Annotated in this window: 17 protein-coding genes and 1 pseudogene; 12 read left to right on the top strand and 6 right to left on the bottom strand. The window is 60.1% G+C overall.

Annotated elements, in window-relative coordinates:
- Nucleotides 1-194: 194 nt before the first annotated feature.
- Entirely contained in the window at nt 195-2,111 is a 1,917-nt protein-coding gene (locus AC1DHT_RS25300) for an ATP-binding cassette domain-containing protein (protein ID WP_427544750.1), read from the bottom strand.
- A 213-nt stretch (nt 2,112-2,324) separates the two neighbouring features.
- Here AC1DHT_RS25300 and AC1DHT_RS25295 point away from each other — a divergent pair, with 213 nt between their 5' ends.
- Nucleotides 2,325-4,253 (top strand): transglycosylase SLT domain-containing protein, encoded by a 1,929-nt coding sequence (locus AC1DHT_RS25295; protein WP_427544748.1) that lies wholly within the window; start codon nt 2,325-2,327, stop codon nt 4,251-4,253.
- Nucleotides 4,254-4,266: 13 nt separating this feature from the next.
- On the opposite strand, the gene AC1DHT_RS25290 is transcribed toward AC1DHT_RS25295, so the two are convergent.
- On the bottom strand, nt 4,267-6,063 hold the full coding sequence (locus AC1DHT_RS25290; protein WP_427544746.1) for an ABC transporter transmembrane domain-containing protein: 1,797 nt from the start codon (nt 6,061-6,063) through the stop codon (nt 4,267-4,269).
- A gap of 258 nt (nt 6,064-6,321) precedes the next feature.
- Between AC1DHT_RS25290 and AC1DHT_RS25285 the strand changes: the two genes are divergently transcribed.
- Nucleotides 6,322-6,501: a PA1571 family protein gene (locus tag AC1DHT_RS25285; protein WP_427544744.1), complete on the top strand. Its 180-nt coding sequence runs from the start codon at nt 6,322-6,324 to the stop codon at nt 6,499-6,501.
- A 174-nt stretch (nt 6,502-6,675) separates the two neighbouring features.
- Here the strand turns inward: AC1DHT_RS25285 and pdxB are convergent.
- Nucleotides 6,676-7,683 (bottom strand): annotated as a pseudogene (gene pdxB / locus AC1DHT_RS25280) (4-phosphoerythronate dehydrogenase PdxB); the annotation flags it as partial.
- Between the two features lie 191 nt (nt 7,684-7,874).
- On the opposite strand from pdxB, the gene AC1DHT_RS25275 reads away from it, so the two are divergent.
- The gene (locus AC1DHT_RS25275) at nt 7,875-9,290 is read left to right on the top strand and encodes an MATE family efflux transporter (protein WP_427544740.1); all 1,416 of its coding nucleotides are present in this window, start codon (nt 7,875-7,877) and stop codon (nt 9,288-9,290) included.
- 40 nt (nt 9,291-9,330) lie between these two features.
- Here the strand turns inward: AC1DHT_RS25275 and tusA are convergent, their stop codons facing one another.
- Nucleotides 9,331-9,582, bottom strand: coding sequence for a sulfurtransferase TusA (tusA, locus tag AC1DHT_RS25270; RefSeq protein WP_054593199.1), 252 nt, complete (start codon nt 9,580-9,582; stop codon nt 9,331-9,333).
- A 168-nt stretch (nt 9,583-9,750) separates the two neighbouring features.
- Complete coding sequence (rlmM, locus tag AC1DHT_RS25265; protein ID WP_427544738.1) at nt 9,751-10,824, bottom strand: 23S rRNA (cytidine(2498)-2'-O)-methyltransferase RlmM; 1,074 nt, start codon at nt 10,822-10,824, stop codon at nt 9,751-9,753.
- Between the two features lie 222 nt (nt 10,825-11,046).
- Between rlmM and acnA the strand changes: the two genes are divergently transcribed.
- From acnA to AC1DHT_RS25250, 3 genes are all read left to right on the top strand, one after another.
- Nucleotides 11,047-13,797 (top strand): aconitate hydratase AcnA, encoded by a 2,751-nt coding sequence (acnA, locus tag AC1DHT_RS25260; protein WP_477761505.1) that lies wholly within the window; start codon nt 11,047-11,049, stop codon nt 13,795-13,797.
- A gap of 253 nt (nt 13,798-14,050) precedes the next feature.
- On the top strand, nt 14,051-14,842 hold the full coding sequence (locus AC1DHT_RS25255) for a CPBP family intramembrane glutamic endopeptidase (protein WP_427544734.1): 792 nt from the start codon (nt 14,051-14,053) through the stop codon (nt 14,840-14,842).
- Between the two features lie 100 nt (nt 14,843-14,942).
- Complete coding sequence (locus AC1DHT_RS25250; protein ID WP_427544732.1) at nt 14,943-16,508, top strand: methyl-accepting chemotaxis protein; 1,566 nt, start codon at nt 14,943-14,945, stop codon at nt 16,506-16,508.
- Nucleotides 16,509-16,694: 186 nt separating this feature from the next.
- Here AC1DHT_RS25250 and AC1DHT_RS25245 read toward each other — a convergent pair whose 3' ends face one another.
- Nucleotides 16,695-17,372, bottom strand: coding sequence for an alpha/beta family hydrolase (locus AC1DHT_RS25245; RefSeq protein WP_427544730.1), 678 nt, complete (start codon nt 17,370-17,372; stop codon nt 16,695-16,697).
- Between the two features lie 98 nt (nt 17,373-17,470).
- Between AC1DHT_RS25245 and ccoN (AC1DHT_RS25240) the strand changes: the two genes are divergently transcribed.
- The 6 genes from ccoN (AC1DHT_RS25240) to ccoO (AC1DHT_RS25215) all read left to right on the top strand — a co-directional run bounded on the left by ccoN (AC1DHT_RS25240) (nt 17,471) and on the right by ccoO (AC1DHT_RS25215) (nt 23,214).
- Complete coding sequence (gene ccoN / locus AC1DHT_RS25240; protein ID WP_429538364.1) at nt 17,471-18,895, top strand: cytochrome-c oxidase, cbb3-type subunit I; 1,425 nt, start codon at nt 17,471-17,473, stop codon at nt 18,893-18,895.
- Nucleotides 18,896-18,905: 10 nt separating this feature from the next.
- Nucleotides 18,906-19,514 carry a cytochrome-c oxidase, cbb3-type subunit II gene (gene ccoO / locus AC1DHT_RS25235; protein ID WP_427534677.1) on the top strand — a complete coding sequence of 203 codons (609 nt, stop codon included), beginning with the start codon at nt 18,906-18,908 and terminating at the stop codon, nt 19,512-19,514.
- Between the two features lie 9 nt (nt 19,515-19,523).
- Complete coding sequence (locus AC1DHT_RS25230; protein WP_427545984.1) at nt 19,524-19,730, top strand: cbb3-type cytochrome oxidase subunit 3; 207 nt, start codon at nt 19,524-19,526, stop codon at nt 19,728-19,730.
- The gene (gene ccoP / locus AC1DHT_RS25225) at nt 19,727-20,680 is read left to right on the top strand and encodes a cytochrome-c oxidase, cbb3-type subunit III (protein ID WP_427545982.1); all 954 of its coding nucleotides are present in this window, start codon (nt 19,727-19,729) and stop codon (nt 20,678-20,680) included. The genes AC1DHT_RS25230 and ccoP overlap by 4 nt, the downstream gene beginning before the upstream one ends.
- 483 nt (nt 20,681-21,163) lie before the next feature.
- The gene (gene ccoN, locus AC1DHT_RS25220; RefSeq protein WP_054593208.1) at nt 21,164-22,606 is read left to right on the top strand and encodes a cytochrome-c oxidase, cbb3-type subunit I; all 1,443 of its coding nucleotides are present in this window, start codon (nt 21,164-21,166) and stop codon (nt 22,604-22,606) included.
- Nucleotides 22,606-23,214 carry a cytochrome-c oxidase, cbb3-type subunit II gene (ccoO, locus tag AC1DHT_RS25215; RefSeq protein ID WP_054593209.1) on the top strand — a complete coding sequence of 203 codons (609 nt, stop codon included), beginning with the start codon at nt 22,606-22,608 and terminating at the stop codon, nt 23,212-23,214. The genes ccoN (AC1DHT_RS25220) and ccoO (AC1DHT_RS25215) overlap by 1 nt, the downstream gene beginning before the upstream one ends.
- The last annotated feature ends 5 nt before the right edge of the window (nt 23,215-23,219 follow it).

The raw sequence follows: 23,219 nt of genomic DNA, 5'->3' as shown, positions 1-23,219 counted from the left end.
ACCCGTAACCCTGTGGGAGCGAGCCTGCTCGCGATGGCGGCTTGTCAGTCAACATTGATTTCGATCGACAGGGCCTCATCGCGAGCAGGCTCGCTCCCACATTGAATCTATTTCGGTCTGCAGATCGTATTGCATATGAAAAGCCCGACGTTCAGCGATGAACGTCGGGCTTTTTTACATCAGCAACGGATCAATCAGGCATCCAGCTCGGCCCAGCGCTCGACCAACACGTCAAGTTCCGCTTGCAGTTGCTCAAGCTGCGCGATGACCTTGGCGGTTTCAGCAGCAGGACGTTGATAGAAACCCGCATCGGCCATTTCGGTTTGCACCGCGGCGATCTGCTGTTCCTTGGCATCGATATCGCCCGGCAGCGCTTCCAGCTCACGTTGCAGCTTGTAGCTGAGCTTTTTCTTGGCCACTGGTGCTTCTTGAGCTACCACCGGCGCAGGCGCCGCAGTGACGACTGCAGAGTTCAGGTCGGCCTTGCCGGACTTGCTCTCGGTCACACCCAACAGGCGCGGCGAGCCGCCCTGACGCAGCCAGTCCTGATAACCACCGACGTATTCGCGAACCTTGCCTTCACCTTCGAAGACCAGGGTACTGGTCACCACGTTGTCGAGGAATGCCCGGTCGTGACTGACCATCAGCACGGTGCCGTTGAAGGTCAGCAAGACCTCTTCGAGCAGCTCGAGGGTTTCCACGTCGAGGTCGTTGGTCGGTTCGTCGAGTACCAGCAGGTTGGCCGGTTTGCTGAACAACTTGGCCAGCAACAGACGCGCACGCTCACCACCGGACAACGCCTTGACCGGCGTACGGGCACGCTGCGGGCTGAACAGGAAGTCGCCGAGGTAGCTCAGTACGTGACGGCTCTGACCATCGATATCGATAAAGTCGCGACCTTCGGCGACGTTGTCGATCACGGTCTTTTCCAGATCCAGCTGATGGCGCAACTGGTCGAAATAGGCCACATCGATGCGAGTACCCTCTTCAACCGTACCGCTGGTCGGCTGCAAACCACTGAGCATCAACTTCAGCAAGGTGGTTTTGCCGGTACCGTTGGCGCCCAGCAGACCGATACGGTCGCCGCGCTGCAGGACCATGGAGAAGTCCTTGATCAGGAACGGGCCATCCGGGTGGGCGAAGCTGACGTTCTCAAGGACCATCACCTGCTTGCCGGACTTGTCAGCGGTATCCAGCTGAATATTGGCTTTGCCAGTGCGCTCACGACGCTCGCTACGCTCGACACGCAGCGCCTTGAGGGCACGAACGCGACCTTCGTTACGGGTGCGACGAGCCTTGATGCCCTGACGGATCCAGACTTCTTCCTGGGCCAGCTTCTTGTCGAACAACGCGTTGGCGGTTTCTTCAGCGGCCAGCGTGGCTTCCTTGTGAACGAGGAAGCTGGCGTAGTCGCCGTTCCAGTCGATCAGGCCGCCGCGATCCAGTTCCAGGATGCGGGTTGCCAGGTTTTGCAGGAAAGAACGGTCGTGCGTGATGAACAGCACGGCGCCCTGGAAATCCTTCAACGCCTCTTCAAGCCAGGCGATGGCACCGATGTCCAGGTGGTTGGTCGGTTCGTCGAGCAGCAGCAGATCCGGTTCGGAAACCAGGGCCTGCGCCAGCAGGACGCGACGACGCCAGCCGCCGGACAATTCGGCGAGGGTTTTGTCAGCCGGCAATTGCAGGCGGCTCAGGGTACTGTCGACCAATTGCTGCAAACGCCAGCCATCGCGAGCTTCGAGGTCATGCTGGACGTGCATCAGTTTGTCCAGATCAGCATCGGTCACGATGTTCTGGCTCAGGTGGTGATACTGCGCGAGCAGCTCGCCCACACCGTCCAGGCCTTCGGCAACCACGTCGAACACTGTCCGCTCGTCGGCCACCGGTAATTCTTGCGGCAATTCGCCGATCTTGAGGCCTGGTGCGCGCCAGACGGAGCCGTCATCAGGCTTCTGATCGCCTTTGACCAGCTTCATCATGCTGGATTTGCCAGTGCCGTTGCGGCCGATGATGCACACCCGCTCACCACGGGCGATCTGCCAGGACACCTTGTCCAACAACGGCATAGCGCCGAAAGCAAGGGACACATCGCTGAATTTGAGCAGGGTCATGAGCTTCTCCAAAAACCGGGCGCGCATTCTACCTGACTTGCGACGTCAGAAGGCCGGCATTTTCAACGTCGAAGCACTCTGCACAACAATTGTTGCGATCTTGTACCGACGAGCCGGCAAAGCTTTCGCCGGTTGCTGGCAAAAGGCTAAGCTATAAATAATCAGTGCTCGCATTTGCAGGTACTTGTCGTGTTTTTTCTGCCCGGATGTCTCATGCGCAGTCGCCTTGTCAGTTTTTTATCCTGTTTGCTTCTTTCTGCCGCTGCCGTTCAATCCGCCCAGGCGGTGGACCTGTCTACCCAACGCCAATATTACGACGAAGCCAAGCGCGCCTTGGCCAAAGGTGATACCGGCCCGTATTTTCGCTACAGCCAGGAGCTGAGCGATTACCCGTTGGAGCCGTATCTGGCCTATGACGAGTTGACGGCGCGCCTGAAAACCGCAAGCAACGATGAGATCGAAAGATTCCTCGCCGAGCACGGCGACCTGCCGCAAGCCAACTGGATGAAATTGCGCTGGTTGCGCTGGCTGGCTGAACGGGGTGACTGGTCGACCTTCGTCAAATACTACGACCCCAAACTCAATTTCACCGAACTGGACTGCCTCAATGCGCAATACCAGATCGGTCACAACCTCAAGTCCGAAGGTTACGCCAACGCTGACAAGCTCTGGCTGACCGGAAAATCCCAGCCTGAAGTCTGCGACTCGTTGTTTGCGCAATGGGCCGCCGAAGGCCAACTGACCGAACAGAAACGCTGGGAACGCCTCAAACTCGCCGCTCACGCACGCAACTATGCGCTGGCCAACAGTTTGATCAACAACATGACCACCCTGGCATCGCGTGGGCGTTTGTTGGTAGACGTCGCGCAAAGACCTGAAATGCTCGACCAGCCTTCGCGCTTCATGCCGGCCGACGAAGCCATGTCCGACATTGTCAGCCTTGGCCTGCGCCGCTTCGCGCGCCAGGATCCGGACCGGGCAATGGCCCTGCTCGACAGCTATGCCGCCAGCATGCATTTCTCTCGCGACGAAAAGGTCGCCATCGCCCGTGAAATCGGCCTGACCCTGGCCCGTCGTTTCGACAGCCGCGCCCTTGATGTCATGACCAAGTACGACCCGGATCTGCGCGACAACACCGTATCCGAATGGCGCTTGCGCTTGCTGTTGCGCCTGGCGCGCTGGGACGAAGCCTATCAGTTGACCAGTCGCCTGCCACAGGATCTGGCCCTGACCAATCGCTGGCGCTACTGGAAGGCCCGTAGCCTGGAGCTGGCCCAACCACAAAACCCGGAAGCGCAAACCCTGTACAAGAGTCTGGCCCGTGAGCGTGACTTCTACGGATTCCTTGCCGCCGACCGCTCGCAATCACCGTATTCGCTGATCAACAAACCGCTGATGCTGAGCCCGACGCTGATCAACAAGGTTCGCAATACCCCAGGCATACGTCGAGCGCTGGAATTCCTTGCCCGCGGGCAAATCGTCGACGGGCGCCGCGAGTGGTACCACGTCAGCCGCCACTTCAGCCGTGACGAAATGGTTGCCCAGGCGAAACTGGCCTACGACCTGAAGTGGTATTTCCCGGCGATCCGCACCATCAGTCAGGCGCAGTATTGGGATGACCTGGACATTCGTTTCCCGATGGCCCACCGCGATACCCTGGTACGTGAAGCCAAGGTCCGTGGCCTGCATTCGAGCTGGGTGTTCGCCATTACCCGCCAGGAAAGTGCCTTCATGGACGACGCCCGCTCCGGCGTCGGCGCCAGCGGCCTGATGCAGTTGATGCCCGGCACCGCCAAGGAAACCGCGCGCAAGTTCAGTATTCCGCTGGCCTCGCCGCAGCAAGTGCTGGACCCGGACAAGAACATCCAGCTCGGCGCAGCCTACCTGAGTCAGGTCCACAGTCAGTTCAACGGCAACCGGGTCCTGGCCACCGCCGCCTACAACGCCGGCCCCGGCCGCGTTCGCCAGTGGCTAAGCGGTGCCAACCACCTGAGCTTCGATGTCTGGGTCGAAAGCATCCCGTTCGATGAAACCCGCCAGTACGTACAGAACGTGCTGTCTTACTCGGTGATCTACGGCCAAAAGCTCAACTCACCGCAGCCGCTGGTGGATTGGCAAGAGCGGTATTTCGACGATCAATAACCGGTAATACCGGTTATGTAGGCGCTGCCGAAGGTTCGCCGTCTTCGGCGGCGCCTACAAACTGCAACGCCGCCAGCCGCGCATACAGCGCATTGCTGGCGATCAGTTCGTGGTGCGTACCCACCGCCACCACTTTGCCTTGGTCCATCACTGCGATCCGGTCGGCGTTCTTCACCGTGGCCAGGCGATGGGCGATGACCAGTGTGGTGCGGTTTTTCATCAAGCGAGGCAGTGCTTGCTGGATCAGGTGTTCACTTTGCGCATCGAGGGCGCTGGTCGCTTCGTCCAGCAACAGAATCGGTGCATCCACCAATAACGCCCGGGCGATGGCCAGGCGCTGACGCTGACCGCCGGAAAGTCCGAGACCGCCGTCCCCCAGATGCGTCTGGTAGCCATCAGGCATTTTTTCGATGAAGTCGTGAGCGTAGGCAATCTTCGCCGCTTCCTGGACCTGAGCCAGGGTTGCCGAGGGTTTGCCATAGCGGATGTTCTCTTCGATGCTGCCGAAGAACAGCGCCGGGTTTTGCGACACCAGCGCGAAACAACGGCGCAAATCCATAGGATCAAGCTGGGTCAGCGGCACACCATCGAGCAGGATGCGGCCCGCTATTGGATCGTAAAAGCGCAACAGCAGGTCATAAACCGTCGACTTGCCGGCCCCCGAAGGTCCGACCAGCGCAAGGGTTTCGCCGGCCTTGATGGCCAGGCTCAAACCATCGATAGCGTAGCTTTCGGGCCGTGACGGGTAGGAAAAACGCAGATCTTCGAGCAGCAAATCGCCACGCACTCGATCAGGCAAAGTCACTTGTCCCGAGACCGGTGGCTGGATGATGTTTTCCGAACGCAGCAACTCGGCAATTCGTTCAGCCGCGCCGGCAGCCCGCTGCAGCTCGCCAATCACTTCGCTCAAGGTGCCAAAAGCACTGCCGACGATCAGGCTGTAGAACACGAACGCCGCCAGCTCACCCGCAGAAATGCGCCCGGCCATCACATCCATGCCGCCGACCCACAGCATCACCGCCACCGCCCCCAGCACCAGCATGATCACCAGGGTAATCAGCCAGGCGCGCTGGATGATACGTTTGCGTGCGGTGTCGAAAGCCTCCTCCACGGTGACGGCGAAGCGTTGTTCGTCCTGCACCTGATGGTTATAGGCCTGCACGGTCTTGATCTGGCCAAGGGACTCCGACACATAGCTGCCGATATCGGCAATACGATCCTGACTCAAGCGCGACAGACGGCGAACCCGGCGACCGAAGATCAGAATCGGTGCGATCACCACCGGCAGTGTCACCACCACAATGCTGGTGAGTTTCGGGTTGGTGATGAACAGCAGCACGACTCCACCGATGACCATCAGCAAATTGCGCAGGAACAGCGACAGCGACGAGCCGATCACCGATTGCAGCAGCGTGGTATCGGCCGTCAGGCGCGACTGGATCTCCGAGCTGCGGTTGTTCTCGTAGAACCCCGGGTGCAGGTAAATCAAATGATTGAACACCTGTTGGCGGATATCGGCCACGCAACGCTCACCGATCCACGACACCAGGTAGAAACGCATGAAAGTGCCGATCGCAAGGCCCAACACCAGCAACATGAACACGCCGATGGACTGGTTGAGCAATTGCGGGGACTGGGTCATGAAGCCCTGGTCCACCAGCAGGCGAATGCCCTGCCCCATGGACAAGGTAATGCCGGCAGTGACGATCAGCGCCAACAAGGCACCGAGCGCCTGCCAACGGTAAGGTGCAACAAAACGACTGGCCAGGCGAATGGCACGGCGGTGACGGGCAGACAGCATCAGGATCATCCGAAAGCGCAAACTGAAAGAATCAACCCGGCCAAGCCTACACCGGTCGATCCGCCATAACGCTGTAAATCACAATGAGTCAGGTTAATTATGACCGCTGACAATAGAGCCTAGATGTTATCGGTCTAAAGTCCGGCTAGAAGTCCGGGGTTATTTCTGATGGACTGGTAATGCCGCCTTGTCCCCTGTAGGGAGTTGTCACAGCTTGGTCATTTGGTGGTTCTACAGTAAACGTACAACCTGATGAGGAGACAGGCCATGTCCTTGCAAAACAGCAGCGATGACAAGATTCAAGTGATCCGCACCCAGCCACACCAGTCTCTGGGCTGCGCCATTATTGACGCCCAAGGGCGCGAAGTACCGATCACTGAAGATATGATCCAGAGTGCGTGCCGCGAACTGGAACAACGGTTGGTCAAGCCTGCCAAGCAAGATTGATACATAGCCTCACGTCTTCCGACCCGGCCCCTTGGCCGGGTTTTTTATTACCCGTTCGAGAGTAATGTCGTTTGTCAGGGCCTCATCGCGAGCAGGCTCGCTCCCACAGTGGATTCTCGGTGTTCACAAAACCCTGTGGGAGCGAGCCTGCTCGCGATGAGGCCGACTCGATCCCTAGACGACCACTGCCCCCAGCGCCGCCACCATTTGTCGCAACGCCGGCGACTCACCTTCAATGCGCACCTTCAGCCCGTCAATCTCACGCCGTTCAGGGTAATGCTTGCGCAACAAGTCAAACGCCGTGCGCTGTTCGGCACCGCTGACCACCAGGCTACGGCGGAAATCCGCGTCATCACGACGCGGGTCGTACACGCCACGACAGACCATCGCCAAGGCCCAGGCCGGATCACAACTGGCGTTCAAGTGGACTTGCGCCAGCCACGGTGCCGGCAACAGCTCATCGAGAGTGACCTTTGCGGGTTGCCCGAGGAACTGGCAAAACGCCTGATAGATCTGCGCAGTCCCGCGCTGCTTGCCGTCGAGGCTGTAACCGGCGATATGCGGGGTAGCGATCACACACAACTCGGCCAAGCCGATATCGACGCTCGGCTCGCCTTCCCACACGTCCAGCACCGCTTGCAGGTCTTCGCGCGCCAGCAGCACTTCACGTAGCGCGCTATTGTCCACCACCGGACCACGGCTGGCGTTGATCAACCAGGCGCCAGGCTTGAGCTGGTTCAAACGGTTTTGGTCAAACAGGTGCCAGGTCGAATGCTCGGCGTTATTGCTCAACGGGGTGTGCACACTGATAACGTCGCATTGCGCGATGATCTGCTCCAGGCTGACGAAGTCGCCGCCTTCAGCCGCCTGACGCGGCGGATCGCAGACCAGCACTTTCCAGCCCAGACCTTGCAGAACCTTGACCAGCCGACCACCGACTTCACCGGCACCGACCACCCCGTAAGTGCGCTCGGTCAGGTCGACGCCTTCGATTTCGGCCAGGGTCAGCAGGCTGCCCAACACGTAGTCGACCACGCCTCGGGCATTGCAACCCGGCGCGCTGGACCAGGTGATGCCGGCCTGCTGAAAGTAATCCAGATCCAGGTGATCCGTACCAATGGTGCAGGTGCCGACAAACCGCACATTGCTGCCTTCGAGCAAGTTGCGGTCGACGTTGGTCACCCCGCTGGACTGCGTAGCAGTCCCATTTTCAGGGCCGCTTCGCGCCCCAGCGGGAGCAAGCTCCCTCGCCACAGGGATGTCGAAACGTCCGGCAACCGATTACAAATCCCTAACACTGCAATTTTCCTGACTGAGGCGTCAACGCGTAGAATGCGCCGCCCGCGCATCAAACCCCTTTGGACGCTTCGCCTGTGAATTCCGTGACTGACAGCCTCGCTGCTACCTCCCTCAACCGCCCGGCCCGGGTTCGCCTGGAGCTTAAAAGCCTGCTTGGCCTGGCGCTGCCGATCATGATCGCGCAACTGGCAACCACCGCCATGGGGTTCGTCGATGCAGTGATGGCGGGCAGAGTCAGCCCACGGGATTTGGCGGCGGTCGCACTGGGTAATTCGATCTGGATTCCGATCTACCTGCTGATGACCGGGGTTCTGCTGGCCACCACCCCCAAGATCGCCCAACGCTTTGGCGCAAAGCAGCACGACGAGATCGCGCCTCTGGCACGCCAGGCCTTGTGGCTGGCGCTCTGTGTCGGACTGACAGGCAGTGGCCTGCTGCTTGGCGCCGAGCCGATCCTGCACTGGATGAAAGTCGACCCGCAGTTGATTGAGCCGAGCATGGGCTACTTGCACGGTATCGCCTTCGGCTTTCCCGGCATTGCCTTCTACTACGTACTGCGTTGCTACAGCGATGCAATGGGTCGCACCCGTCCAAGCATGGTCATTGGCCTGAGTGGTTTATTGCTCAATATTCCAGTGAACTACGCGCTGATCTATGGCCATTTCGGCCTGCCGGCCCTCGGCGGCGTCGGTTGCGGCTGGGCCAGCGGCATCGTCATGTGGTTCATGGCGCTGAGCATGGCCGGCTGGACCCGCTGGGCGCCCTTCTATGCCCCCACGCGCGTGCTGGTGCGTTTCGATCGTCCGCAGTGGGCGGTGATCAAACGCTTGGTCGGCATCGGCCTGCCAATCGGTATCGCGGTATTTGCCGAATCCAGCATCTTTGCGGTCATCGCCCTGCTGATCGGTAGCCTCGGATCGACCGTCGTGGCCGGGCACCAGATCGCCCTGAACATCAGCTCGCTGCTGTTCATGATTCCTTATTCCCTGGGGATGGCGGTCACCGTACGGGTGGGGCAGGCATTGGGGGCCGGGAACCCGTATCAGGCGAGCTTCGCGGCGAAGGTTGGCCTGGGCGCGGCGCTGGTGTTCGCCGTATTCTCGGCGAGCCTGATTCTGCTTCTGCGCGAACCAATCGCCTCGATCTACACCGCCGACAAGACCGTCATCCAGATCGCCTCTATGCTGATCGTCTATGCCGCGCTGTACCAGTGTTCCGATGCTATCCAAGTGATCTGTGCTGGCGCACTGCGCGGTTACCAGGACACCCGGGCGACCATGGTCCTGACGTTGTTCGCCTATTGGGGGATCGGCCTGCCGGTAGGGTACGTGCTGGGATTGACCGACTGGTTCGGCCCGGCCAGCGGCCCGAGCGGGCTGTGGGAAGGTCTGATTGCAGGCCTGAGCTGCGCGGCGCTGATGCTCTCGATCCGCCTGACGCGCAGTGCGCGCAAGCGGATCCGCATCAGTCAGCGGGTTAACCGACGTTAAAAAAAAGGCCTGCAAACGCAGGCCTTTTTTTTCGGGTCCGTTAATCGGACTTCTTGCGAATCCAGTACAGATAGGTCCCGGCGTCTTCCTGCTGCTCGACCAGCTCATGGCCAAGAAACACGCAGAATTTCGGGATATCGCGACGGGTCGACGGGTCGGTGGCGATCACCTTCAGCAGGCCGCCAGCTGGCAGGTCGCGCACGTGCTGGTGCAGCATCATCACCGGCTCCGGGCAATTGAGGCCGGTGGCGTCGAGGGTGCCGTCTACCGGCGTATCAATCATTTCACTCATGATTCACTCCTGAAACTGGCCGGCATTGTCGCGCAAAACCGGGTGTTCAGTCATCTGTGACATCTGTGGGAGCGAGCCTGCTCGCGATAGGGCCATCACATTCAATATCAATGTTGATTGTTACACCGCTATCGCGAGCAGGCTCGCTCCCACATGGGGCCGGGTGAATCAGCGGGTTTTCGGTTTCTTTACGTCATGCCGACGCAAATGGCAGGTCACTTCTTCGCGGTCGTGGTACAGCTGTTTGCAGCCGATATCGACCCGAATGCCACGCGCCTTGAAGCCTTCTGCGATGCGCTCAAGCAAGCGCTTCACTTCGGCATAACGTTGCTTCATCGGCAGCTTCAGGTTGACCACCGCCTCGCGGCAATGCCCCTCGCCAATCCACTCTTCCAGCATCGCCGCGTTACGCGCCGGTTTCTCGACGATGTCGCAGACCATCCAGTCCACCGGTTGCTTGGGCTTGAAGGTAAAACCGTCCGCCATCAAGTGCTGAACCAGCCCGGTGTCCATCAGGCTTTCAGCCATCGGGCCATTATCGATAGCCGTCACCAGCATGCCGCGATTGACCAGTTGCCAGGTCCAGCCGCCCGGCGCGGCGCCAAGGTCGACGCCGGTCATGTCGCTGTGCAGGCGCTCGTCCCACTGATCACGCGGGATGAAGTGGTGCCACGCCTCTTCCAGCTTCAGGGTCGAACGGCTGGGCGCTTCACGCGGGAACTTCAGGCGCGGAATGCCCATCGGCCACATCGCCGAGTTGTTGGCTTCCGCCAGGCCGACGAACACTTCACGGCCGCTTTTGAAGGTCAGCAACAAACGCGGCTTGTTGGCGTCTTCCACCAGTTTGCCGGCGCCGCTCAGCGCCTTGCGCAGCGGGCCTTCGAATTTCTTGCAGAAGTTCGACAGCTCTTTGCCATCGTTGGTGTCGACCACTTCCAGCCACAGACTGCCGCACGTCGGGAAGCTCGCCAGATGCGCGAGGATCACGCTGATGCGGTCGGTTTCCGGCAGATTGATGAAGATCCCGCGAGCCCATTGGCGCGGGAAAATCAGCTCGGCGAAACGCTGGCCGCGCATCAGGCGCTCGGCACCGTCTTCTTCGGTGCAGACAAACTCGGCGCAGGCGCTGGCGGCTTTGGCCTTGGCATAACCGGCCACGTTCAGCCGCGCGGCGTGTTCGGAAATCTCGGAACAGACTTCGCCTTCGAAGCCCGGCCGGCAATGCATAAAGAGGGTGTTCATTCTTACTCCTGGGCAGATGGCGAGACATTCAACCACTGCGCGATGCCCAGACTTGCGTTGAAGCAAAGCCTGTCACGAAAACCGGCGCATGATAGCCGAGTTCGCAACGCCGGACTTGTCCATAGCGTCCGGTTATTAGCCTTAATGTCCAAACAGGGCTAGGTTAAGAACTCTGTCTGTCCCGCCAGTCCGTAGCCGTGCGGACCCAAAGGAGTCAATTCAATGCCGTCCCTCGATAGTCTGAAGACCCTTAAAACGCTGCAAATAGACGACAAGACCTACCATTATTTCAGCTTGCCGGAAGCCGCAAAGTCCTTGGGCGATCTCGACAAGCTGCCGATGTCACTCAAAGTGCTTCTGGAAAACCTGCTGCGCTGGGAGGACGAAAAAACCGTCACCGGCGCCGACCTCAAGGCCCTCGCCGCCTGGCTCAAAGAACGGCGCAGCGACCGGGAAATCCAGTACCGCCCCGCGCGCGTGTTGATGCAGGATTTCACCGGTGTGCCGGCGGTGGTCGATCTCGCGGCCATGCGCGCCGCCATGGCCAAGGCCGGCGGCGATCCGCAGCGAATCAATCCGCTGTCGCCGGTGGACCTGGTGATCGACCACTCGGTGATGGTCGACAAATTCGCCAGCAGCACCGCCTTCACCCAGAACGTCGACATCGAGATGCAGCGTAATGGCGAGCGTTACGCCTTTCTGCGCTGGGGCCAGAGTGCTTTTGACAACTTCAGCGTGGTGCCGCCGGGCACCGGCATCTGTCACCAGGTCAACCTGGAATACCTCGGCCGCACGGTATGGACCAAGGATGAGGACGGCCGCACCTATGCCTTCCCGGATACGCTGGTGGGCACTGACTCCCACACCACCATGATCAACGGCCTCGGCGTGCTCGGCTGGGGCGTGGGCGGCATCGAAGCGGAAGCGGCGATGCTCGGCCAACCGGTATCGATGCTGATCCCGGAAGTGATCGGTTTCAAACTCACCGGCAAGCTCAAGGAAGGCATCACCGCCACTGACTTGGTGCTGACCGTCACCCAGATGCTGCGCAAGAAAGGCGTGGTCGGCAAGTTCGTCGAGTTTTATGGCGACGGCCTCGCCGAGTTGCCGCTGGCGGATCGCGCAACGATCGCCAACATGGCCCCGGAATACGGCGCCACCTGCGGATTTTTCCCGGTGGACGAGGTGACACTGGAGTATCTGCGCCTTTCCGGTCGGCCCACCGCCGTGGTGAAACTGGTCGAGGCCTACTGCAAAACCCAGGGTCTGTGGCGTCTGCCCGGCCAGGAGCCGGTGTTCACTGACAGCCTGGCGCTGGACATGAGCAGCGTCGAAGCCAGCCTCRCCGGCCCCAAACGCCCACAGGACCGGGTGTCGCTGCCAAATGTCGCCCAAGCGTTCACTGACTTCCTCGGCCTGCAAGTCAAGCCCGCCCGCCCCACCAGCAAGGAAGAAGGCCGCCTCGAAAGCGAAGGTGGCGGTGGCGTCGCGGTCGGCAATGCCGATCTCGTGAGCGAAGCGGACTACGAGTACGAGGGCCAGACGTATCGGCTGAAAAACGGTGCCGTGGTGATTGCCGCCATCACCTCGTGCACCAACACCTCCAACCCGAGCGTGATGATGGCTGCCGGGCTGGTGGCCAAAAAAGCCGTGGAGAAAGGCCTCAAACGCAAACCGTGGGTGAAGAGTTCTCTGGCGCCGGGCTCCAAAGTGGTTACCGACTACTACAAGGCCGCCGGCCTGACCCAATACCTCGATGAATTGGGCTTTTCTTTGGTCGGCTACGGCTGCACCACGTGTATCGGTAATTCCGGGCCGTTGCTGGAACCGATTGAAAAAGCCATCCAGAGCTCCGACCTGGCCGTCGCCTCAGTGCTCTCCGGCAACCGCAACTTCGAAGGTCGCGTGCACCCTCTGGTGAAAACCAACTGGCTGGCCTCCCCGCCGCTGGTCGTTGCCTATGCCTTGGCCGGCAGCGTGCGCATGGACATCAGCAGCGAGCCGCTGGGTGAAGGCAAGGATGGCAAACCGGTGTACCTGCGGGACATCTGGCCGAGCAGCAAGGAAATCGCCGACGCCGTGGCGCAGGTCGACACCGCGATGTTCCACAAGGAATACGCCGAGGTGTTTGCCGGAGACGCGCAGTGGCAAGCCATCGAAGTCCCGCAAGCGGCGACCTACGTCTGGCAGAAGGATTCCACCTACATCCAGCATCCGCCGTTCTTCGATGACATTTCCGGCCCCCTGCCGGTGATTCAGGACATCAGCGGTGCACGCATACTGGCGCTGCTCGGCGACTCGGTAACCACCGACCACATCTCCCCCGCCGGTAACATCAAGGCCGACAGCCCGGCCGGACGTTACCTGCGTGAACAAGGTGTGGAACCGCGAGACTTCAACTCTTATGGCTCACGTCGCGGCAACCATGAAGTGATGATGCGCGGCACGTTTGCCAACATCCGCATTCGCAACGAAATGCTTGGCGGCGAAGAAGGCGGCAATACGCTCTACATTCCGACCGGGGAGAAACTGGCGATCTACGATGCCGCCATGCGCTATCAAGCGGCGGGCATCCCGCTGGTGGTGATTGCGGGTCAGGAATACGGCACCGGTTCAAGCCGTGACTGGGCGGCCAAGGGCACCAACCTGCTGGGCGTCAAAGCGGTGATTGCCGAAAGCTTCGAGCGGATTCACCGTTCCAACCTGGTGGGCATGGGCGTACTGCCGCTGCAATTCAAGCTCGACCAGAACCGCAAGAGCCTGAACCTGACCGGCAAGGAGACACTTGATATTCAAGGGCTGACGGGCGTCGAGCTGACGCCGCGAATGAACCTGACGCTGGTGATCACCCGCGAGGACGGTAGCAGCGAGAAGGTGGAGGTGTTGTGCCGGATCGACACGTTGAACGAAGTGGAATACTTCAAGGCGGGAGGAATACTGCATTACGTGTTGCGGCAACTAATTGCTTCATAATGTCGCACTGACAAAAACACCGTCTTCGGACGGTGTTTTTGTTTGTGGGATTCTCGTCTCTATAATTCCGCGCCACTTGATGGGCGCTGCTCACAATGTTGTGCCAGACACAAAACCACTGTGGGAGCGAGCCTGCTCGCGATAGCGTACTGGCAGTCGACATCAATGTTGAATGTAATTGCCTCATCGCGAGCAGGCTCGCTCCCACAGTGGACCGAGTCACACTGCAAAATCCCGGAAACAAGGACTAAACATGATTGCTCTGCCATGGCTCTATCTGGCACTCATCTCCATCGGCTACGCACTGGCCCTGGTCTACAGCCACCTCGGCTGGCTGGCGGCCATTTCCGTCGGGTTGTTAGCGTTTGCCGGCTTTGCCGTTCGCCAACCACAAATCCAGGTCGGCCGCGTCCTGGGTCACGGCCTGTTCGTTTTCCTCGCGGTAGCGCTGGCCATGCACTGGCTTCCGGGTTTCTACAATGGTCGCGGTATCGGCCCGGAACGCTTCAGCGCGGATGCCGTGCCGTTTTCCATGTACCTGAATCTGGACAAACCACTGATTGGTTTCTGGCTGTTGCTGGTGTGCCCGTGGATTGTCGGTCGCCGCTCCCTGCGTCTTTCACTGTATGCCACCGCCGCGGCACTGACCTTGAGCGCGCTGGCCGCTCTTGGTGGTGCGCTGCTGCTGGGTATGATCAGTTGGGCACCGAAGTGGCCCGATCAAGCCTGGCTCTGGGTACTGAACAACCTGTTGCTGGTGACGCTGGTCGAGGAGGCGCTGTTTCGCGGTTACATTCAGGGTGGTTTGAGTCGCTGCCTGCAACACCTGCGCTATGGCGAACACCTCGCCTTGCTTGGCGCCACCTTGCTGTTCGGTCTGGCGCACTTCGGCGCTGGCTGGCAATGGGTGCTGCTGGCAAGCCTTGCCGGGGTCGGTTACGGGCTGGCGTACCGCTTCGGTGGGCTAGGGGCCGCCATCGCCACGCACTTTGGCTTGAACCTGCTGCACTTTGGCCTCTTTACCTACCCGATGCTGGCGGGTTGAGGATCAAGGAATGTGTGCCAGCGCTGAATATTGAAAAATAATTTCAATTTATTCCTGGCACTGCCGACACGCTGTCAAAGCCTTGCGGATTGAAAAAGCCATGCGTAATAACCAGCCCATTACACAACGCGAACGGACCTTTCCGGCTCAGCAACGGTTGATTTCCACGACCGATGCCAAAGGCGTGATCACCTACTGCAACGACGCTTTCGTCGAAATCAGCGGGTTTTCTCGTGAAGAGCTGATCCGTGCACCGCACAACCTGGTCCGTCACCCCGACGTTCCGCCTGCGGTCTTCGCGCACATGTGGGGCACACTGAAACAAGGCTTGCCATGGATGGGCATTGTCAAGAATCGCTGCAAGACCGGTGATCACTACTGGGTTAACGCCTATGTCACACCGGTGTTCGACGGCAATCAGGTGGTCGGTTACGAGTCGGTGCGGGTCAAACCCAGCGCCGAACAGATCCGCCGCGCCGAAGCGCTCTACCAACGCATCAATCAGGGCAAGTCGGCGATTCCTCAAACAGACAAGTGGCTGCCGGTGCTGCAGGACTGGTTACCGTTCATTCTGGTCAGCCAGCTGAGCTTCACGATCGGCGCCACACTCAACTCGCAGTGGGGTTTTGCGCTGGCCGCCGGGCTGTCCGTGCCGCTTGGCCTGCTGGGCTTGAGCTGGCAACAGCGTGGCCTCAAGCGCTTGCTGCGCCTGGCCGAGCAGACCACATCCGACCCGCTGATTGCGCAGATGTACACCGACAGCCGCGGCGCTCAAGCGCGCCTGGAAATGTCGATCCTCAGTCAGGAAGCCCGTCTGAAAACCTGCCTGACTCGCCTGCAAGACACCGCCGAGCACCTGAACGAGCAAGCTCGACAGTCCGACACCCTGGCGCACAAAAGCTCGACCGGCCTGGAACGTCAGCGCGTCGAGACCGAGCAAGTGGCGACCGCCGTCAACCAGATGGCCGCCACCACCCAGGAAGTCGCCAGCCACGTGCAACGCACCGCTGACGCGACCCAGGAAGCCAATCGCCTGACCGGTCGTGGCCGTGACATTGCCGGTGAAACCCGTGACGCAATCCAGCGCCTGTCGGTGGTGGTCGGTGAAACCGGCCTGACCGTGACCCAACTGGCCAAGGACAGCGACGAAATCGGTGGCGTGGTCGACGTGATCAAAGGCATTGCCGACCAGACCAACCTGCTGGCCTTGAACGCGGCCATCGAAGCGGCTCGCGCCGGCGAGATGGGCCGTGGTTTTGCGGTGGTTGCCGACGAAGTAAGGCAACTGGCGCAACGCACCAGCGAGTCGACCGGGCAGATCCACACCCTGATCGCCAAGCTCCAGCAAACCGCCAGCACCGCGGTGCAAACCATGGAAGCGGGTCACCGTCAGGCTGAAGAAGGCGTGGCACGGGTTCTGGAAGCCGACCAGGCACTGGTGGGTATCAGCGAAGCGGTGGCCAACATCACCGACATGACCACCCAAATCGCTGCCGCGACCGAAGAGCAAAGCGCAGTCGCCGAAGAGATCAGCCGCAACATCAGCACCATTGCGCAACTGGCTGACCAGACTTCGGAACAGGCACAGAACTCGGCGTTACTGAGTGAAGAGCTGACCAAAACCGCGAATACCCAGTATTCGTTGGTAGAGCGGTTTAATCGCTGATCGTTGCTGGCGAATACAAAACCCGGGAGGTAATGCTTCCGGGTTTTTTATTGCCAATCTGAAAGTGATGTCGCCTGCCAGGACCCTATCGCGAGCGGGCTCGCTCCCACAGGGTTTTGTGCATCACCACAATCCACTGTGGGAGCGAGCCTGCTCGCGATGAGGCCGCAACTGCCACCCTCATTATCAGAGAAGAAAGTCAGCAACCTTCTGCGCCGCAGCCGCCAAATGCTGCTCATGAGTAAACCCGGACGCCTTCAACGGCTTCAAATCATGATCGCCAGCCACCAGCCAGAACACCTCGATACTCGGCGACAACACGTAACCCTCGACGGCCTCACGATTCCCCAACGCATCCCTCTCCCCTTGCACAATCAGCGTCGGCGTCCGTAAACCGGCCAGATGCTCGACTCGCGGCTTCTCCGGTTTGCCCACCGCATAAAACGGATACCCCAGACACACCAGCGCATCCGCGCCCAACTCATCGGCCAGCAAACTGGCCATGCGTCCGCCCATGGACTTGCCGCCGATGGCCAGGCGCCCAGTGACATGGCGTCGCACCACGGCATACACATCACGCCAGCATTCGAGCAATTTTGGCGCCGGATTCGGCGGGCGTTTGCCACCGTCGATGCGCCGTTGCGCCATGTACGGAAACTCGAAACGCAACACGTTGACGCCAAGCCCGGCAAGGCGTGCGGCGATGTCGTTCATCCAGTCACTGTCCATCGGTGCGCCGGCGCCATGGGCCAGGATCAGGGTCGCCGATGCCGGCGCCGAGGCGGCGTCCCACAACCATCCGCGATCCTGCACGCACTGCGCCCATTGATCCCCGTCAATACTGGCCTTGTGCTGTTTGTCCATGCTTGCCTCGCTTTTAATCTGCCTATAACTCCAGGCGAAGAGAGCGTTATCGCCGTGCGCGAACGCTTTCACTTCGGCTGAACCGTGGATGGGGAACCATGAACACTTCTTTAAGTACCGCCTATAACTACAAGGTGGTCCGCCAATTCGCCATTATGACGGTGGTGTGGGGCATCGTCGGCATGGGGCTCGGGGTTTTTCTCGCGGCTCAATTGGTCTGGCCTGAACTCAACTTCAATTTGCCCTGGACCAGCTTCGGCCGTTTGCGCCCGCTGCACACCAACGCGGTGATCTTCGCGTTCGGCGGCTGCGCCCTGTTCGCCAGCTCCTTCTATTCGGTGCAACGTACCTGCCAGACGCAGCTGTTCGCGCCGAAAATCGCCGCATTCTGCTTCTGGGGCTGGCAGTTGGTCATTGTCCTGGCCGCCATCAGCCTGCCGCTGGGCTACACCACTTCCAAGGAATACGCCGAGCTGGAATGGCCGATCGCCATTTTGATCGCCATCGTCTGGGTCGCCTACGGCGTGGTTTTCTTCGGCACGGTGATGAAGCGCAAGACCAAGCACATCTACGTCGGTAACTGGTTCTTCGGTGCGTTCATCATCACCGTGGCCATCCTGCATATCGTCAACCACGCCTCCCTGCCGGTGAGCTGGACCAAGTCCTACTCGGCCTACGGCGGTGCGACGGATGCCATGGTGCAGTGGTGGTATGGACACAACGCGGTAGGTTTCTTCCTCACCGCCGGCTTCCTCGGGATGATGTACTACTTCGTGCCGAAACAGGCTGAACGTCCGGTGTACTCGTATCGCCTGTCGATCGTGCACTTCTGGGCACTGATCACCCTGTACATCTGGGCCGGCCCGCACCACTTGCACTACACCGCACTGCCGGACTGGGCGCAGTCGCTGGGCATGGTGATGTCGCTGGTCCTGCTGGCACCGAGCTGGGGCGGGATGATCAACGGCATGATGACCCTCTCGGGCGCCTGGCATAAGTTGCGCAGCGACCCGATCCTGCGCTTCCTCGTGGTGTCCCTGGCGTTCTACGGCATGTCGACCTTCGAAGGGCCGATGATGGCGATCAAAACGGTCAACGCCCTCTCCCACTACACCGACTGGACCATCGGCCACGTACACGCCGGCGCACTCGGCTGGGTGGCAATGATCTCGATCGGCGCGCTGTACCACATGATCCCGAAAATCTTCGGCCGCACGCAGATGCACAGCCTCGGCCTGATCAACGCGCACTTCTGGCTCGCGACCATCGGCACCGTGCTCTACATCGCCTCGATGTGGGTCAACGGCATCGCCCAGGGCCTGATGTGGCGCGCGGTCAACGACGACGGCACGCTGACCTACTCCTTCGTCGAAACCCTGGCAGCCAGCCACCCAGGCTACGTCGTGCGGCTGGTGGGCGGCGCGATTTTCTTCAGCGGCATGCTGCTGATGGCTTACAACACCTGGCGCACCGTGCGTGCCGCACAGCCAGCCGAAGTCGCCGCCGCGGCGCAGATGGCCTGAGGAGTCCGCCATGAAACACGAAACGATTGAGAAAAACGTCGGCCTGCTGTTGCTGCTGATGGTCTTCGCGGTGAGCATCGGCGGTCTGACCCAGATCGTCCCGCTGTTCTTCCAGGACGTCACCAACAAGCCGGTCGAAGGCATGAAGCCTTACACCGCATTGCAACTCGAAGGTCGCGACATCTACATCCGCGAAGGTTGCGTCGGTTGCCATTCACAGATGATTCGTCCGTTCCGCGCCGAGACCGAGCGCTACGGCCACTATTCGGTGGCCGGTGAAAGCGTCTGGGATCACCCGTTCCTGTGGGGTTCCAAGCGCACCGGCCCGGACCTGGCCCGGGTCGGCGGTCGCTACTCGGAAGACTGGCACCGCGCGCACTTGTACAACCCGCGCAACGTCGTGCCGGAGTCGAAGATGCCCGCCTACCCATGGCTGGTGGCCAACGCACTGGACAGCAGCCACACCAAAACCAAGTTGCAGGTCATGCGCACCCTCGGCGTTCCGTACACCGACGAAGACATTGCAAGCAGTGTCGAAACGCTCAAGGGCAAGACCGAAATGGACGCACTGGTCGCCTACCTGCAAGTGCTCGGCACTGCGATCAAGAGCAAGAGGTGAGCCATGGCCATGTTCTTTGAAATAAGTAGCGGAATGATCCGCGGCCTGGGCACCGTCGTCGTCTTCGTAGCGTTTGTCGGACTGACGCTGTGGGTGTTCAACGGCAAACGCAGCCCGGATTTCGCCGAAGCGCGCCTGCTGCCTTTTGCCGATGAACCGCAACCCGACGACACCACCAGCCAAGAAACAGCAATGACAAGGAGTACCCGGCCATGACCACCTTCTGGAGTACGTGGATCTGCGTACTGACCATTGGCAGCCTGATCGGCCTGACCTGGCTGCTGATCGGCACCCGCAAGGGCGAAACCAAGGGCAGCGTCGACCAGACCATGGGCCACAGCTTCGACGGCATCGAGGAGTACGACAATCCGCTGCCGCAGTGGTGGTTCATGCTGTTCGCCGGGACCCTGGTATTTGCCGTCGGCTACCTGATCCTTTATCCGGGCCTGGGCAACTGGAAAGGCGTACTGCCCGGCTACCAGGATGGCTGGACCCAGACCAAGGAGTGGGACCGGGAAATGGCCAAGGCCGACGCAAAGTTCGGGCCGATCTTCGCCAAATTCGCGGCCATGCCCGTGGAAGAGGTCGCCAAGGATCCGCAAGCGCTAAAAATGGGCGGACGCCTGTTCGCTTCCAACTGTGCGGTCTGCCACGGCTCGGATGCCAAGGGCGCGTTTGGTTTCCCCAACCTCACCGACAACATCTGGCGTTGGGGCGGCAGTGCCGAAACCATCAAGACCACGATCATGGGCGGACGCATGGCGGCCATGCCGGCCTGGGGTGAAGTGCTGGGCGAAACCGGGGTGAAAAACGTCGCGGCGTATGTGCGTCACGAGCTCGCCGGCCTGCCGCTGCCAACCGACAGCGGCGCTGACCTGCAAGCCGGACAGCAAACGTTCAGCACCACTTGCGTAGCCTGTCACGGTGCAAAGGGCCAGGGTACGGAACTGATGGGTGCGCCAAACCTGACGCAACCGGCAGGTTTCATCTACGGCACCAGCCTGACGCAACTGCAACAGACCATTCGCCATGGTCGCCAGGGTCAGATGCCGGCGCAGCACGAACTGCTCGGCAACGACAAGGTGCAACTGCTGGCCGCGTATGTGTACAGCTTGTCTCACAGCCCGAACGCCGAGCGTTTGCAGGCTGAAAGCAAAACCGAATAAATCTTCACTGCCCAACTGCTGCATTCACCCGAATGCGGCAGTTCCCTGCCCCTTTGCGACGCATTGTCGCACCCCTCAATGGGTCTGCCTTTCGGTTCGGTGGTTTCGCGTCTACGCTTGCTCCGAAGCGGACTGGCAACAGCCGGTCAAAGGTCAACCGTACACGATGCGTTCGACGAATCTGTTCGATGACAGGCCGCAAAGGCTGGTAGATACCGGCTGCCGCGCAAATTGCCGTCTGTCACCTGCCCGCCTCGTTTGAACACACCCAGTTACACCTGACCCGACCCCCTCGCCTTTTTGGTCCGCCGAGACATTTTGTCCATGGGCAATTTTGTCCCTACGCGGAGCATGGAAAGGCCGCAGAATCAGCTTTTGAAAGCATTGACGCGGGTCATGGCGCGTTGCAATGACCCCCCGCTTTCTCCATACTTGCGACCGATTTTTATCCCTAATAAAACACCTAAACCGTGGAACCTTAGAATGAGCACAGCAATCAGTCCGACTGCTTATAACTATAAGGTAGTCCGCCAGTTCGCCATCATGACGGTGGTCTGGGGGATCCTTGGCATGGGGCTCGGTGTCTTCATCGCCTCACAATTGGTCTGGCCGGAGTTGAATTTCGGCCTGCCATGGACGACGTTTGGACGCCTACGCCCGCTGCACACCAACCTGGTGATTTTCGCCTTCGGTGGTTGTGCACTGTTTGCCACTTCCTATTACGTCGTGCAGCGAACCTGCCAAACGCGACTGATTTCCGACAGCCTCGCCGCCTTCCACTTCTGGGGTTGGCAAGCGGTGATCGTCGGCGCGATCGTTACCTTGCCGCTGGGTTACACCACCACCAAGGAATACGCGGAACTGGAATGGCCCCTGGCTATCCTGCTGGCTATCGTCTGGGTCACCTACGGCCTGGTGTTCTTCGGCACCATCGTCAAGCGCAAGACCAAGCACATCTACGTCGGTAACTGGTTCTACGGTGCCTTCATCGTCGTGACGGCGATGCTGCACATCGTCAACCACGCGTCCCTGCCGGTCAGCTTCTTCAAGTCCTACTCGGCGTACGCCGGTGCGACTGACGCCATGATCCAGTGGTGGTACGGCCACAACGCGGTAGGTTTCTTCCTGACCACCGGGTTCCTGGGGATGATGTACTACTTCGTGCCGAAACAGGCCGAGCGTCCGATCTACTCGTATCGCCTGTCGATCGTGCACTTCTGGGCACTGATCACCCTGTACATCTGGGCTGGCCCGCACCACCTGCACTACACCGCACTGCCGGACTGGGCCCAGTCGCTGGGCATGGCGATGTCGATCATCCTGCTGGCACCAAGCTGGGGCGGCATGATCAACGGCATGATGACCCTGTCGGGCGCCTGGCATAAGCTGCGCACCGACCCGATCCTGCGTTTCCTGGTCGTGTCCCTGGCGTTCTACGGCATGTCGACCTTCGAAGGTCCGATGATGGCCATCAAAACCGTCAACTCGCTGTCTCACTACACCGACTGGACCATCGGCCACGTACACGCCGGTGCCTTGGGCTGGGTAGCGATGATTTCGATCGGCGCGCTGTACCACATGATCCCGAAAATCTTCGGTCGTGCGCAGATGCACAGCATCGGCCTGATCAACACGCACTTCTGGCTCGCGACCATCGGTACCGTGCTCTACATCGCTTCGATGTGGGTCAACGGCATCACCCAGGGTCTGATGTGGCGTGCAATCAACGATGACGGCACCCTCACCTACTCCTTCGTCGAAGCCCTGCAAGCCAGCCACCCTGGTTTCATCGTTCGCGCCCTTGGCGGTGCGTTCTTTGCCAGCGGCATGCTGTTCATGGCGTACAACGTGTTCCGCACCGTACGCGCCTCGAATCCGGAAGATGCTGAAGCCGCCGCTCAGATCGCTGTCGTTGGAGCTCACTGATGAAGCATGAAGCAGTCGAGAAGAATATTGGCCTGCTGGCCTTCTTCATGGTCATCGCCGTCAGCATCGGCGGCCTGACCCAGATCGTCCCGTTGTTTTTTCAGGACGTGACCAACAAGCCGGTTGAAGGCATGAAGCCACGCCCGGCGCTGGAACTTGAAGGCCGTGACATTTTCATCGCCAACGGTTGTGTCGGCTGCCACTCGCAGATGATCCGTCCGTTCCGTGCTGAAACCGAACGTTATGGCCACTACTCGGTAGCCGGTGAAAGCGTTTGGGACCACCCGTTCCTGTGGGGCTCCAAGCGTACCGGTCCGGACCTGGCCCGCGTAGGCGGTCGTTACTCCGATGACTGGCAGCGTGCGCACTTGTACAACCCGCGCAACGTGGTGCCTGAGTCGAAAATGCCGGCTTACCCGTTCCTCGTGGAAAACAAGCTCGACGGCAAGGACACCGCGAAGAAAATGGAAGTCTTGCGCACCCTCGGCGTTCCTTACACCGACGAAGACATCGCCGGTGCAAAAGATGCCGTGAAGGGCAAAACCGAAATGGACGCGCTGGTGGCCTATCTGCAAGGCCTGGGCACCATCATCAAAAGCAAACGGTGATCTGG

This window comes from Pseudomonas sp. 05N432, from assembly GCF_056396945.1.
The sequence above is the reverse complement of the archived record's forward strand: the minus strand, read 5'-3'. Positions and strand labels throughout refer to the sequence as shown.